Origin of the sequence: Goodfellowiella coeruleoviolacea (assembly GCF_024171785.1) — a bacterium.
Taxonomy (GTDB): Bacteria; Actinomycetota; Actinomycetes; order Mycobacteriales; family Pseudonocardiaceae; genus Goodfellowiella; species Goodfellowiella coeruleoviolacea.
Window position 1 is genome coordinate 121,639 of sequence record NZ_JAMTCK010000019.1, and the last position, 13,629, is coordinate 135,267.

14 protein-coding genes are annotated in these 13,629 nt (G+C 71.8%); 4 read left to right on the forward strand and 10 right to left on the reverse strand.

The annotated features are described in order from the left end of the window. Positions 1-58: 58 nt before the first annotated feature. From LX83_RS32880 to LX83_RS32890, 3 genes are read left to right on the forward strand one after another with little or no spacing between them, the layout of a single operon-like run. Positions 59-994, forward strand: coding sequence for a helix-turn-helix domain-containing protein (locus tag LX83_RS32880; protein ID WP_253778559.1), 936 nt, complete (start codon positions 59-61; stop codon positions 992-994). Further along, a complete protein-coding gene (locus LX83_RS32885; RefSeq protein WP_253778561.1) occupies positions 924-1,178 on the forward strand; it encodes a DUF397 domain-containing protein in 255 nt (84 codons plus the stop codon). The genes LX83_RS32880 and LX83_RS32885 overlap by 71 nt, the downstream gene beginning before the upstream one ends. An 11-nt stretch (positions 1,179-1,189) precedes the next feature. Next, positions 1,190-2,011: a hypothetical protein gene (locus tag LX83_RS32890; protein WP_253778562.1), complete on the forward strand. Its 822-nt coding sequence runs from the start codon at positions 1,190-1,192 to the stop codon at positions 2,009-2,011. 13 nt (positions 2,012-2,024) lie between these two features. Here LX83_RS32890 and LX83_RS32895 read toward each other — a convergent pair whose 3' ends face one another. Next, positions 2,025-2,987 carry a helix-turn-helix transcriptional regulator gene (locus LX83_RS32895; RefSeq protein ID WP_253778564.1) on the reverse strand — a complete coding sequence of 321 codons (963 nt, stop codon included), beginning with the start codon at positions 2,985-2,987 and terminating at the stop codon, positions 2,025-2,027. Positions 2,988-3,094: 107 nt separating this feature from the next. On the opposite strand from LX83_RS32895, the gene LX83_RS32900 reads away from it, so the two are divergent. Further along, entirely contained in the window at positions 3,095-4,486 is a 1,392-nt protein-coding gene (locus LX83_RS32900; RefSeq protein WP_253778566.1) for an FAD-binding oxidoreductase, read from the forward strand. A gap of 162 nt (positions 4,487-4,648) precedes the next feature. On the opposite strand, the gene LX83_RS32905 is transcribed toward LX83_RS32900, so the two are convergent. The 9 genes from LX83_RS32905 to truB all read right to left on the reverse strand — a co-directional run bounded on the left by LX83_RS32905 (position 4,649) and on the right by truB (position 13,575). Beyond that, entirely contained in the window at positions 4,649-5,104 is a 456-nt protein-coding gene (locus LX83_RS32905; protein ID WP_253778568.1) for a hypothetical protein, read from the reverse strand. Positions 5,105-5,120: 16 nt separating this feature from the next. Continuing rightward, the gene (dapB, locus tag LX83_RS32910; protein ID WP_253778570.1) at positions 5,121-5,900 is read right to left on the reverse strand and encodes a 4-hydroxy-tetrahydrodipicolinate reductase; all 780 of its coding nucleotides are present in this window, start codon (positions 5,898-5,900) and stop codon (positions 5,121-5,123) included. Next, on the reverse strand, positions 5,897-7,294 hold the full coding sequence (locus tag LX83_RS32915) for a M16 family metallopeptidase (protein ID WP_253778572.1): 1,398 nt from the start codon (positions 7,292-7,294) through the stop codon (positions 5,897-5,899). The genes dapB and LX83_RS32915 overlap by 4 nt, the downstream gene beginning before the upstream one ends. 2 nt (positions 7,295-7,296) lie before the next feature. After that, positions 7,297-9,525: a polyribonucleotide nucleotidyltransferase gene (locus LX83_RS32920; RefSeq protein WP_253778574.1), complete on the reverse strand. Its 2,229-nt coding sequence runs from the start codon at positions 9,523-9,525 to the stop codon at positions 7,297-7,299. 278 nt (positions 9,526-9,803) lie between these two features. Beyond that, complete coding sequence (gene rpsO / locus LX83_RS32925) at positions 9,804-10,073, reverse strand: 30S ribosomal protein S15 (RefSeq protein WP_253778587.1); 270 nt, start codon at positions 10,071-10,073, stop codon at positions 9,804-9,806. A gap of 215 nt (positions 10,074-10,288) precedes the next feature. After that, entirely contained in the window at positions 10,289-10,831 is a 543-nt protein-coding gene (thpR, locus tag LX83_RS32930) for an RNA 2',3'-cyclic phosphodiesterase (protein WP_253778588.1), read from the reverse strand. A gap of 81 nt (positions 10,832-10,912) precedes the next feature. Then, entirely contained in the window at positions 10,913-11,392 is a 480-nt protein-coding gene (locus tag LX83_RS32935) for a helix-turn-helix domain-containing protein (RefSeq protein ID WP_253778590.1), read from the reverse strand. A 143-nt stretch (positions 11,393-11,535) separates the two neighbouring features. Next, positions 11,536-12,531 (reverse strand): bifunctional riboflavin kinase/FAD synthetase, encoded by a 996-nt coding sequence (locus LX83_RS32940; RefSeq protein ID WP_253778593.1) that lies wholly within the window; start codon positions 12,529-12,531, stop codon positions 11,536-11,538. Positions 12,532-12,660: 129 nt separating this feature from the next. Continuing rightward, positions 12,661-13,575 (reverse strand): tRNA pseudouridine(55) synthase TruB, encoded by a 915-nt coding sequence (gene truB / locus LX83_RS32945; protein ID WP_308204101.1) that lies wholly within the window; start codon positions 13,573-13,575, stop codon positions 12,661-12,663. Positions 13,576-13,629 lie beyond the last annotated feature (54 nt).

Consider the following 13,629-nt stretch of genomic DNA (forward strand, 5'->3'; position numbering starts at 1 on the left):
CCGCGCGCTGTCCGGGAATAGCGTCGGGTGGTCTTGTCAGCGGGGACGGGAGGGTGTCGTGGACAAGCAGCGGTCCACCGTGCGGAGCCGGGAACTGGGCAACGAACTGCGCGAGGTGCGGTTGGCGGCGGGAGTTCGGGGCAAGGACATGGCCCAACTGCTGAACTGGTCGCCCGCCAAGCTCGTCGCCGTGGAAAAGGGCACGCGTGGTGCCAGGCCGGAGGACATCGCCACCATGCTGGCCGCCTGCGGCTTCAAGCTGCCGGAAGTCAGGGAACTGCTGCGGCGTGTCCGCAACCAGGACAACGGCTTTCTGGTCCGCCCCAACAACTCCGGCCTGTCCGACAACCTGCGCGCCCTGATCATCCACGAAAACCTGGCAACCAAGCTCTGCGAGTACCGGCCGATGATTGTTCCTGGCCTGTTGCAGACCGAGGACTACGCGCGGGCAATCATCCGCAGCGCGGATGGCGAGGCATCCACCACGATCGAGCAGTGTGTGCGGACTCGGTTGGCCCGGCAGAATGTCCTCATCGGACCGAACGCGCCACGCAGCACGTTCTACATCCATGAGGCCACGTTGCAGGGTCAGGTGGGCAGCGCCCAGATCATGCACGAGCAGCTGCTGCAACTGGTGCTGCGCAGCAACATCCGGTCGGTGACGATCCGGATCGTGCCCTTCTCCGCCGGTGGCGCGACCGAACTGTCCTCGTCCTTCCTGCTGATGGACTTCGACCGGATCAACCCGGTCGTGCACGTGGACATCAGCACGGTGAGCGTGTTCCTGGAACGCCCGCAGGAGATCGAGCAGTACCGGAGCCGGCAGCACCTTCTCGCTCGACTCGCCCTCAGTGCGGAAGAATCGCGTGAAGTACTGACCGATTGGGCAGATCGGTACGACCGAGCGCGGGAGGGCCAGCGGGATGTCCAGCACGGAGGCGCTGACGTGGCGCAAGAGCAGCTACAGCGAAGGCGGCCAGACCAACTGCGTTGAGGTCGCCTGGCGCAAGAGCAGCTACAGCCAGGGCGGCCAAACCGACTGCGTTGAAATCGCCTTCACGCCGGAGTCGGTGGCGGTGCGGGATTCCAAGAACGCCACCGGCCCGGTGCTGGACTTCCCGCCGGCCAGCTGGCGCGCGTTCCTGGCCAAGGCCGGTGGCGGGCGTCAGCCCGCCTGAGGCGGACAGCCTTGTTCGCCAACATCGTCACCTACTACTGGCAGCTGGACGAACTCAGCGCGGCGAGCCAACGCCTGGTCGCCGTGCTCGACTCCGCCAAGGGCCCCGAGGCGTGGCGGGCCGCCTATCGAGCGCTGCTGCACAGCGATGACATCGCGGCCACGGGCGTGGCGCTGGGCGTGTTCCTGTACGAGCAGTCGCAGAGCCGGTGGGGCTTCGGCAACCCGCTGGACGAGCTGGCCGAGGAGATCCTGGCGCAGGCGCGGGTGCTGCTCGCGGTGGAGCACGATCCGGCCGTGCCGGTGCGGCGGCAGCCGGTGGTCCAGGCCGCGTGGTCGAGTGCGGTGGGCGTGGTGGATCACCTGGGCGACGCCACTGATCTGCCCAGGCTGGTCGAGGTGCTGACCGCCGCCGTGGCGGGTGTGGACGACGACCCGGACCTCGGCGAACTCGTCGAGTTCGGGTTCGCGGCGGTCGGCCGGTGCCTGGGGGACGCGGACGAGTCCACGCGGCACCGGGTGGCCGCTTGGCTGGCCGGCCTGTTCACCGACGAGCGCCGACCGGAGCGGTTGCGGGTGCTGGCGATCCGGCCGCTGCACGACAGCGAGTCCGACATTCCGCACGGCCAGGAGGAGGTGCTGGCCGGTCTGCTCCGGCACGACAGCATCCAGTTGGCCGGTGCGGCGGCGTGGGCGCTGGTCGGTCGCACCGGGTATGACGCGCGGGTGCGCGAGGTCGTGGCGGCCTGGCCGGTGCGCGGTGTTCCGGCCGTGGTTGACGAGGTGCGCTGGGCGATCGCGGACGCGGATGAGGTGGCCGAGGCCGGCCGCTAGCCGGGCGGCGCCGTCACACGGAGCTGAGCGCCGTTCCGAGCGACCGCAGCCGCGCGCGGATCTCCTCGCCGGCTTCGAGTTCGAACTCGCCGGCCAGCGCGCCGACAGCGACGACGTACTGGGTGACGACCGCGGCGCTCTCCGCGCTGAGCCGGATGACACAGCTCTCCGGGCCGGTGCTGGTGATCTCGCCGGGCACCGGGGCGAAGAGGGCGGCGCGGACCGATTCCGCTGACAGCGGCACGGTGAGCCGCGCGGTGTAGCGGTATGGCGCGCTCAGCAGCGACCGGGTCAGGTACTCCGCCGGGTCGTCCGCGGGCAGATCGCGTGCGGTGAACCGGTGGCCGGTGGGGTCGAGCTGGGTGATCCGGTCGACGCGGAAGACCCGCCAGTCCTCCCGGTGCACGTCGAAACCGAGCAGGTACCACAGTCCTTCCAGGGCGATCACGCTGTGCGGCTCGACGCGGCGGGTGCTGGGCGCACCGGATCGGCTGTGGTAGGCGAAGGTGACGAGTTCCCGTTCACTGCAGCAGAGCGCGAGCCTGGCGATGACGGCGGGGTCAACGCGGGTCGTCGCGCGGCCGGAGTCGGCGGCGGTCGCGTTGGTGAGGGCGGCCAGCCGTGGCCGCAACCTCGTGGGAAGCAGCCGCTCCAGCTTCACCAGGGCCCGCGTCGAGGCGTCCTCGGCAAGGGAGTCGCCCGCGGCGGTCACCAGTCCGGCGGCCACCGCGATGGCCTCCTCGTCGTCGAGTTGCAGCGGCGGCAGCCTCTGCCCGGCACCCAACCGGTAGCCGCCGTGGCGACCCGTGGTCCCCGCCACGACGTAGTCGAGCCCGCGCAGCCGTTCCACGTCGCGACGCACGGTTCGAGTGGTGACGCCGAGTTTCGCCGCCAGTTCGGCACCGGACCACTCGGGTCTGCTCTGCAGCAGCGACAGCAGCCGCAGCAGTCGGGTTGGCATGTCATGCCCTGTCATGTCCCACCACTCGTCCGGGTCCGCCACCGCATTGTGCGTTGAGGACTGACATTGAGGACCTGCACTGAGGACCTGAGGTGTCCGCAACCAATCCTACGATCCGCGCCATGACCGAGAACAGGGATGATCTGATTTCTGCCGGAGCTACCTGGGACGACGTGGTCGGCGGTGCCGTGCGCCGACCCGACTCAGCCGGCTACGACGACGAGCGCGTCGGGTTCCAGCTGGTGGCGGCGCATCGGCCCGCGGTGGTCGTCGCGGCCAGGAACAGCGACGACATCCGCGCCGCCGTCCGGTTCGCCGCCGCCGAAGGCGTCCCCGTCGCGGTGCAGGCCACCGGCCACGGGCTGGCCACCCCGCTCGACGGCACCGGCGTGCTGATCAGCACGCGGCGGATGACGGCGGTGACGGTCAACGCGGCGGAACGCACCGCGTGGGTCGAGGCCGGCGCGCGCTGGCGGGACGTGATCGACGCGGCCGGCCCGCACGGGCTCGCACCGCTGTCGGGAAGCCTGCCCGGTGTCGGCGCGGTCTCCTACACCCTCGGCGGCGGTGTCGGCCTGATGGCACGGCGGTACGGCTTCGCCGCCGACCACGTCCGGCGTATCGACCTCGTCACGGCCGACGGCCGCCTCCGCCGGGTGACCGCCACCGGTGACCCGGACCTGTTCTGGGCCCTGCGGGGTGGTGGCGGCAACTTCGGCGTGGTGACGGGGATGGAGATCGACCTCGTGCCGGTCGACCGGATCCACGGCGGCGGGCTCTTCTTCGACCTCGCACGCACGCCTGAGCTGGCGGCGGAGTGGTACCGGTGGACGGCCAGCCTGCCGGAGGAGATGACCTCGGCGGTGTCCATGCTGCCGTTCCCGGACCTGCCCGGGATACCTGAACCGCTGCGCGGCCGGCACGTCGGCCAGATCCAGATCGCCTTCCTCGGCTCGGCGAAGGACGGCGACGAGCTGGTGGCGCCGCTGCGCGCACTCGGACCGGTGTTCGACGGGCTCCAGGAGATCCCCTACGCCGAGTCCGCGGTGGTGTTCAACGAACCCGACCAGCCGCACGCCTACCAGGGGGAGAACCTGCTGCTGCGCGATGTCGAGCCGACCGGGCTTCCCGCGCTGACCACGCTGTCCGCTCCCACCAACCCGACGATGTGCGTGGTCGGCCTGCGCCACCTCGGCGGCGCGCTCTCCCGTCCCCCGGCGGTCCCCAACTCGGTCGGCCACCGTGCTGCCGGCTACCTGCTGGGGGTGCTCTCACCGACGACGCCGAACCAGGTGGACGCGGTGCGCGCGATGCACGCCACGGCGCTGGAGCCCTGGTCGGCCCACGCGGTCGGGCGTTCGCTCAACTTCACGTTCGGCGCGGTGGACCAGGACACGGTCCGCGCCGCGTTCGCGCCGCAGGACTACCGCAGGATCACCGAGATCAAGGCCGCTCTCGACCCCCAGCTGCTCTTCCGGCCCAACTTCCTGATTCCGCCGAGCGCGGACAGCTGAAGCCCCGGTCGGCTCGCGCCCGCCCTCGCCCCGGCCGTGCACACCGAGGCCGACGCGACAACCGGCCGCCGTGCTGGTGCGCTTCCCGCCCGTCGCGCTCGCCCGGGCCCCGATTCACCCGAACGGGCCTGCGCGAAATGTCGACTCGCGGGGTTTGCACAGTCAACTCGCGGTGTTCGCGGTCGCTTCCAGGTCGATGGCGCGGCGCATGGCCTCGCGGGCGCGGCGGCGGTCGCCGGCGATGTCGTAGCCGTGGGCCAGCCGGTACCAGTTGCGCCAGTCGTCCGGGGCGGCCTCGGTCTCGGCCTGCCGCTGCGCGAACCAGGCGTCGGCGGCGTCGCGCTCCACCCGGCCGGAGGGCCGGCGGGGCAGGTCGGAGGTGTCCGGCAGGCCGCCCTCCTCGGCGAGCCGGCGGGCCAGCCGCTCGGTGCGGGCACCGAAGCGCAGGTTCACCGCCACGATCCACAGCCCCACCAGCGGCAGGATCAGCACACCCGCGCCGAGGGCGATGCCGACCGGGTCGCCGGACTCGAACAGCGCCCACGCCCGGCCGGCCAGCAGCACCAGGTACACCACCACCACGGCGGTGACCAGGATCGCGGCTGCACGTGTCCTCATCGCGACACCCTCGCTGTCACAGGTCCAGGAACTGGTCCAGGCCGACGGTCAGCCCGGGGTGACCGGCGATCTCCCGGATCCCGAGCAGCACGCCCGGCATGAACGAGGTGCGGGACAGCGAGTCGTGCCGGATGCTCAGCGTCTCGCCCTCGGTGCCGAACAGCACCTCCTGGTGGGCGACCAGCCCGGCCAGCCGCACCGAGTGCACCCGGACGTCCTGCACGCTGGCGCCGCGCGCGCCGGCCAGTTCCGCGGTGGTGGCGTCCGGGCTGGCCGCGGGCAGGCCGGCACGGGCCCGGGCCGCCGCCACCAGCCGGGCGGTGTGCGCGGCCGTGCCCGAGGGCGCGTCCAGCTTGCGCTGGTGGTGCAGCTCGATGACCTCGACCGACTCGTAGTAGCGGGCGGCCAGCTCGGCGAAGCGCATGGACAGCACCGCGCCGATGGCGAAGTTCGGCGCGACCAGCACACCCACCTCCGGCCGGTCGGCCAGCCACTCGGCCACGGTGGTCAGCTTGTTCTCGTCGAACCCGCTGGTGCCGACCACGCAGTGGATGCCCTGGGCGACGCAGAACCAGATGTTGTCCAGCACCACGTCCGGGTTGGTGAAGTCCACCACCACCTCGACGGCCGCGTCGGTGAGCCTGCTCAGCTCGTCGTCCGAGTCGACCGTGGCCGCCACGACCAGGTCCGCGGCGGCGTCCACCGCGCGGCACACCTCGGTGCCCATCCGCCCGCGCGCGCCGAGCACCCCGACCCGGATGGGATTGTCCGGGGACCGGACCGGCTCCTGTGTCATGCGATCACCTCGTGTACCTCGGCCGGCAGGTCGTCCTCGTGATCGTAGGGACCCACCACGGCCGCGGCGACCGGGCGGCGCAGCAGTTCCCGCGCGAGCTTGGCCACATCGTCGGCGGTGACCGCGTCGATGCGGGCCAGGGTCTGCTCCACGGTCAGGTGGTCGCCGTAGTTCAGCTCGCCCTTGCCGACCCGCGACATCCGCGAGGCCGTGTCCTCCAGGCCCAGCACCAGGCCGCCGCGCAGCTGGCCGCGGCCCCTGGCCACCTCGGCGTCGGACAGGCCGCCCCTGGCCACCTCGGCCAGCACGTCGCGGATCACCCCGGCGACCGCGCCCAGCCGGTCGGGCTGGCAGCCGGCGTAGACCGACAGGCTGCCGGTGTCCGCGTAGGAGGTGACCGACGAGTACACCTGGTAGGCCAGGCCCCGGCGTTCCCGGATCTCCTGGAACAGCCGGGAACTCATGCCGCCGCCCAGGGCCGCGTTGAGCACGCCCAGGGCGAACCGCCGGTCGTCGTGCCGGTCCAGGGCGCGCACGCCGAGCATCAGGTGCGCCTGCTCGGTGTCGTCGGTGTGCAGCACGAGCTTGCGCGCCAGGCTGGCCCTGGCCCGGCCGGCCCTGGGTGCCACGGGCCGGGCGGTGGTGCGGTCCAGCCGCTCGCCGAGGCACTTGCGGACCAGGCGCATCACCTGGTTGTGCTCGATGTTGCCGGCCACCGCCAGCACCATCCGGGGCAGGCTGTAGCGGCGCCGGTAGAACCCGTACAGGGCGGTGCGGCTCATCTCGGTGATGGACCGCTCGGTGCCCAGCACGGGCCGGCCCAGCGGGTGGTCGCCCAGCAGGGCGTCGCAGAACAGGTCGTGCAGCAGGTCCTCGGGGTCGTCGTCGCGCATGGCGATCTCTTCCAGCACGACGCTGCGTTCGGTCTCCAGGTCCTGCTCGGTGCACAGCGCGTCGAAGACCACGTCGCACACCAGGTCCATGGCCAGCGGCAGGTCCACGTCGAGCACGTGCGCGTAGTAGCAGGTGTGCTCCTTGGCCGTGAACGCGTTCAGCTCGCCGCCGACGGCGTCGATCTCCTCGGCGATCTGGGTGGCGCCGCGCTTGGCCGTGCCCTTGAACAGCAGGTGCTCCAGGTAGTGCGCGGCACCGGCCACGGCCGGCTGCTCGTCGCGGGAGCCGACCCCGACCCAGATGCCCACCGACGCGGACCGCACCCCGGGCACCTGTTCGGTGACCACGCGCAGGCCGCTGGGCAGCACGCTGCGCCGGACCGCGCACCCGTCGTCGGTGCGCTCCAACACCCGGGTGGTGCCCGGCCGCTGGGCGTGGCCGAGGCTGCTGCGCGAGCGACCGCGGGCGCGCAGGGCACCCGCGGTCGTGTCGTTGTCCATCGTCACTCCGCCGCGGACTCCGCGGCCACCGGCTCGGCAGCGGCCGGCTCGTCCTCGCTGACCAGCACCAGGCTGATCTTGCCGCGCGCGTCGATGTCGGCGATCTCCACGCGGAGCTTGTCACCGACCTTGACCACGTCCTCGACCTTGCCGATGCGCTTGCCGTTGCCCAGCTTGGAGATGTGCACCAGGCCGTCCTTGCCCGGCAGCAGCGAGACGAACGCGCCGAAGGCCGCGGTCTTGACCACGGTGCCCAGGAAGCGCTCGCCGACCTTGGGCAGCTGCGGGTTGGCGATGGCGTTGATCTTGTCGATCGCCGCGTCCGCGGACGGGCCGTCGGCCGCACCCACGTAGATGGTGCCGTCGTCCTCGATGGAGATGTCCGCGCCGGTCTCCTCGGTGATCGAGTTGATCATCTTGCCCTTCGGGCCGATCACCTCGCCGATCTTGTCGGTCGGGATCTTGATCGAGGTCACCCGGGGCGCGAACGGGCTCATCTCGTCCGGCCGGTCGATGGCCTCGGCCATCACCTCCAGCACGGTCAGCCGGGCGTCGCGGGCCTGGCTGAGCGCCTGGCCGAGCACCTCGGAGGGGATGCCGTCCAGCTTGGTGTCCAGCTGCAGGGCGGTGACGAAGTCCTTGGTGCCGGCGACCTTGAAGTCCATGTCGCCGAACGCGTCCTCGGCGCCGAGGATGTCGGTCAGCGCCACATACCGGGTCTCGCCGTCCACGGTGTCCGACACCAGGCCCATGGCGATGCCGGACACCGGGGCCTTGAGCGGCACACCCGCGTTGAGCAGCGACATGGTCGAGGCGCACACCGAGCCCATGGAGGTGGAGCCGTTGGAGCCCAGCGCCTCGGACACCTGCCGGATGGCGTAGGGGAACTCGTCGCGCTTGGGCAGCACCGGGATCAGCGCCCGCTCGGCCAGCGCGCCGTGGCCGATCTCGCGCCGCTTGGGCGAGCCGACCCGGCCGGTCTCACCGGTGGAGTAGGGCGGGAAGTTGTAGTGGTGCAGGTAGCGCTTGGTGGTCTCGGGCGCGAGCGTGTCCAGCGTCTGCTCCATGCGCAGCATGTTCAGCGTGGTCACGCCGAGGATCTGGGTCTCGCCCCGCTCGAACAGCGCCGAGCCGTGCGCCCTGGGCACCACGGCGACCTCGGCGGCCAGCTGGCGGATGTCGGTGATCCCCCGGCCGTCGATGCGCACCTTGTCGCGCAGGATGCGCTGGCGCACCAGCTTCTTGGTCAGCGACCGGAACGCGGCGCCGACCTCCTTCTCCCGGCCCTCGAACGGGTTGTCCTCACCGGACAGCACCCGCTCCAGGCACAGCTCCTTGACCTCGTCGATGCGGGCCTCGCGCTCCTGCTTGCCGGCGATGGTCAGCGCCTCGGCCAGCTCGGTGCTGACCGCCCGCTCGACCGCCTCGTAGGCGTCCGGCTCGTAGGCGGGGAACACCGGGAACTCACCGGTCTCCTTGGCGGCGACCTCGGCCAGCCGCGCCTGCGCCTCGCAGAGCAGCCGGATGAACGGCTTGGCCGCCTCCAGGCCGCCGGCCACGACCTCCTCGGTGGGCGCCTGGGCACCCTGCTCGACCAGGTCGATGGTCTGCTCGGTGGCCTCGGCCTCGACCATCATGATGGCCACGTCGTCACCGACCACCCGGCCGGCCACGACCATGTCGAACACGGCCTTCTCCAGCTGCTCGTGGGTGGGGAAGGCCACCCACTGGCCCTCGATCAGGGCGACCCGCACGCCGCCGATCGGGCCGGAGAAGGGCAGCCCGGCCAGCTGGGTGGAGGCGGACGCGGCGTTGATGGCGACCACGTCGTAGAGGTCCTGCGGGTTCAGGCTCATCACCGTGACCACGACCTGGATCTCGTTGCGCAGTCCGTCCACGAAGGACGGGCGCAGCGGCCGGTCGATCAGCCGGCAGGCCAGGATCGCGTCGGTGGACGGGCGACCCTCGCGGCGGAAGAACGAGCCGGGGATGCGGCCCGCCGCGTACATGCGCTCCTCGACGTCGACGGTCAGCGGGAAGAAGTCGAAGTGCTCCTTCGGGTGCTTGGACGCCGTGGTCGCGGACAGCAACATGGTGTCGTCGTCGAGATAGGCGACGACGCTGCCGGCTGCCTGGCGGGCGAGCCGGCCGGTTTCGAATCGAACGGTGCGCGAGCCGAACCTGCCGTTGTCGATAACGGCGGTCGCCTCATGAACCTCGATGTCGGTCATGCGGTACTCCTCGTCTTGCGGGCCGCGCGCGCCCCCAGCGCGGGGTCACGGTCCGGACGAGGCCGGTCTTCGATCGAAGTCCCCGGGGTCACTACCCGGGCACCACTACCGAGGACCGGCGAACTGTTCCCCGTGCACGGCGCGTTGGCCCTGTTGTTCACTTGTCGACCGGACGTGGTAGCCAGGCCGGGTTACCTACCGGTCCTGGTGTTGTACACCGAAATCCGGTCCGGTGCCGAGGGGAAGCGGCTGAGCAGCCACTCCCCCTCGGCTCGGGCTCACCTGCGCAGGCCGAGCCGCTGGATCAGCGAACGGTAGCGCTCGATGTCGACCTTGGTCAGGTAGTTCAGCAGCCGGCGACGGCGACCGACCATCAGCAGCAGACCACGACGGGAGTGGTGGTCGTGCTTGTGCACCTTCAGGTGCTCGGTGAGGTCGGCGATCCGCTTGCTCAGCAGCGCCACCTGGGCCTCGGGCGAGCCGGTGTCCGACTCGTGGACCCCGTACTCGGCGAGAATGGTCTTCTTCTGCTCGGTGGACAGCGCCACGCGGTTCACTCCTTGTACATACTGTTCCGTGCGGTGGCCCCGCACACGGCGGTGCACGGGGGTAAACGTCGGTACCGGCCGCCACGGACCGCAGCCGGACCCAACCACCGAGGGTAGCAGGTACTGTTCGGTTAGCTCTCTGACCAGCTCCGCTGGTCGATTAGCTCCCTCGCCAGCCCCGCTGGTCGGCCAGCTCCCTCGCCAGCTCCGCCGGTCTAGGGAACCCGCAGCGCCACGCGTTCCTCAACGGTGTAGCGGGGTCCGCGGGGGCTCAGCTGGCTGCTCATGACCACCAGGTCGGTGGCTGTCCACGCCGGGCTGACGTAGTCGGCCAGCTCGCCGGCCACCTCCCGGCAGCGGCGGGCCAGTGGCCTGCCGTCCTTCCACCTGGCCACCGTGAGGTGGCCGCTGAACCGGCCCATATCCGCGCCGGAGGCCTCGGCCAGCCGGTTCAACCCCTGGTCACCAGCGCTGTCGACCCCGGCGACCCCGATCCAGACTACCCCGCCCGAGGGGTTCTGGAACGTGCCGGCGCCGGCCAGGCGCAGGGTGGGCGCGGCCAGCCCCCGGGCGTTCTCCCGCAGCTCGGCGGTGATGTCGGCGACCTCGGCCTGCCCGTGGAAGCACAGTGTGACGTGCCACCGCTCCACCGGCTCCCAGCGCGCCTCCGGCAGGGCGGCCTGGACCGGCCGCAGGGCGGTGGCCAGGTCGCGCAGCACGGCGTCGTCGGGAACCAGCGCGGTGAACAGTCGTGGCACACCGCAGAGCGTAGGCGCGGGCACCGACAGTCGTCAGGTGATCGCGTCCGGCGGCACCCGGTCCGGGCGGCGGGTCGTGGGTCAGCGACCGCGGCCGGCGCGGCGCAGCAGGGCGGCGAGCGCCGGGAAGTCGTCGCCGAGCATGTCCGCGGCCTGCACCAGCTCCTCGCGGCTGGCCACCCGCCGCAGCGTCGGGAACGCCAGTGCGTCGTCGCTGCCGTCGTCCACCGGCAGGGAGTCGCGGCCCACCATGGGCTTGGAGTCGCGCACGTCGTCCAGGGCCCGCTGCAGCGCGGCCGGCTCGCCGGTGGCCACGTCCGGGGTGAGCACCTTGCGCTCCAGCATGATCATCCTGGCCAGCACCGACGGGTTGCCGATCTTGGCCCGCCGGCCGCTCATCACCTGGCTGAGCATGGGCGCGCTGATGCCGAGCACGTCGGCGAGCTGGGCCTGGGACACGTTGAAGGCGACCACGAGTCGACGCACCCGGTCCCCCAGCGGCTCCCCGTACCACTCCCGCTGCAGAGCCAGGTTGCGCTGAACGATCTTGTGGTCCTCCACCTTCGCCTCTCCTGAGTCACCGTCGGCGATCTGTCCACCCGCCTGCTGGCATCCTGCCAGCACGATCGGACCGACAGGGCACAAATCACGAAGCCGTTAACTTCCGCACCCGCTCCAGCTCCACCGGCCGGCCACGCCAGCCCTCAGTCCGCCGGAGCCCCCGCCTCGGGGGTGCGCAGTATCTCCCTCGCCTGTGCCACGTCCCGTTCCATCTGGTCGATCAGGTCCTGCACCGAGTCGAACCGGACCATCTCGCGCAGCCGGGCCACGAAGTCGAGGGTGACCCGCTGGCCGTAGAAGTCCTCGTCCACGTCCAGCACGAACGCCTCGACCCGGCGCTCCCGCCCGGAGAAGGTGGGGTTGGTGCCGACGGACACGGCCGCGCGCAGGGTGCGCTGGACGCCGCCCACCGAGTGCCCGAACCAGCACGCGTACACGCCGTCGGCCGGCACCGCAGCGTGCTTGGCGGTGGACAGGTTCGCGGTGGGAAAGCCCAGCTCCTTGCCGCCACGGCCGTCGCCGCGCACCACGATGCCCTCCAGCCGGTGCGGCCGGCCCAGCGCGGCCGCCGCCGCTGCCACGTCACCCGCGTCGATGCAGGCCCGGATGTAGGTGGAGGAGAAGGTCACCTGGTCTGATCCTCCGTTGCGCTGGTCGGGCAGGGTGACGCTGACGAGGCCGGTGTCGTCGGTGACGAAACCGAACCGGTTGCCGAGGGTGCGCAGCAGCTGCACGGTGCCGGCGGCGCGGTGGCCGAAGGTGAAGTTCTCGCCGACCACGACCGCGGCCGCGTGCAGCCGCTCCACCAGGATCTCGTGCACGAACGCCTCCGGGGACATCCGGGACAGTTCGGGGGTGAACGGCATCACGCAGAACACGTCCACACCGAGTTGCTCGACCAGCTCGGCCCGCCGGCGCAGCGTGGTGAGCTGCGCCGGGTGGCTGCCCGGCCGGACCACTTCGGCGGGGTGCGGGTCGAAGGTCATCACCACGCACGGCAGGTCGCGCTGCCTGGCCAGCCGCACGGCGCGGCCGATCAGCTCCTGGTGGCCCCGGTGCACCCCGTCGAACACGCCGATGGTCACCACGCAGCGGCCCCAGCCGCCGGGAAGATGCTCAAGTCCGCGCCAACGTCGCACGGTGCGAAGCCTACGTTCCAGGTCACCGCCGCCCGCCGGGGGAGTCACCCGTTCGGTCACCCCGCCTCCCCCCTCGCGTCTCGGCTGGCGCAGCCAGGCGAGAGCTGTGACGGCGGGGGCGATCCGGTGCTACGCCGGGGCGAGCACCACCAGGGGCCTGGCCGTGCCGGCCTCGTCCACGGCGAGCGCGACCACGTGGCCGTCCGGGCCGAACACGCCGTAGGTGCCGGTCAGCCCGCCGGCGGGCAGCCGCTGGCCGTGGGCGAGCGCGGTCACCTCGGCCACCGCGACCTGCCGCTGGGGGAAGGCCTTGGCCACGGCCTGGTCCAGGTCCAGGGACAGGCCGGGCTGCTCGGCCAGCGCGTCCAGGGAGCGGGCCACGCGCAGGTCGAACGGGCCGACCCGGGTGCGCCGCAGGTTGGCCAGGTGCCCGCCGACGCCGAGGTCGGCGCCCAGGTCCCGGGCCAGCGCCCGGACGTAGGTGCCCGAGGAGCACTCCACCATCACGTCCAGTTCGGTGGCCTGCTCCTCGCGGCGCAGCGCGAGCAGGTCGAACCGGTGCACCTCCACCGGGCGCGGCGGCAGCTCGACCGCCTCGCCGGCGCGCACCCGGGCGTAGGCGCGCTTGCCGTCGATCTTGACCGCGCTCACCGAGCTGGGCACCTGCTGGATCGGGCCGGTCAGCCGGGCGATGCCGGCCAGCACGTCCGCCTCGGCCACCCCGGAGGCGTCCACAGTGGACAGGATCTCGCCCTCGGCGTCGTCGGTGGTGGTGGCCGTGCCCAGGCGGATGGTGGCCAGGTAGGCCTTGCTGTCCAGGGCGAGGTGGCCCAGCAGCTTGGTGGCCCGCTCCACGCCGAGCACGAGCACCCCGGTGGCCATCGGGTCCAGCGTCCCGGCGTGCCCGACCTTGCGGGTGCCGAGGATGCGCCGGACCCTGGCCACCACGTCGTGGGAGGTCATGCCGGCCGGCTTGTCCACGACGACAAGCCCGGGCGGCACGGTGGGGCGGGACGGACGGTGCGGGGATGACGAACGAACCACGGCGGAACATCCTGCCTCAGCGTCCCGCGCCACCGCGCATCCCCCGGTCACGAC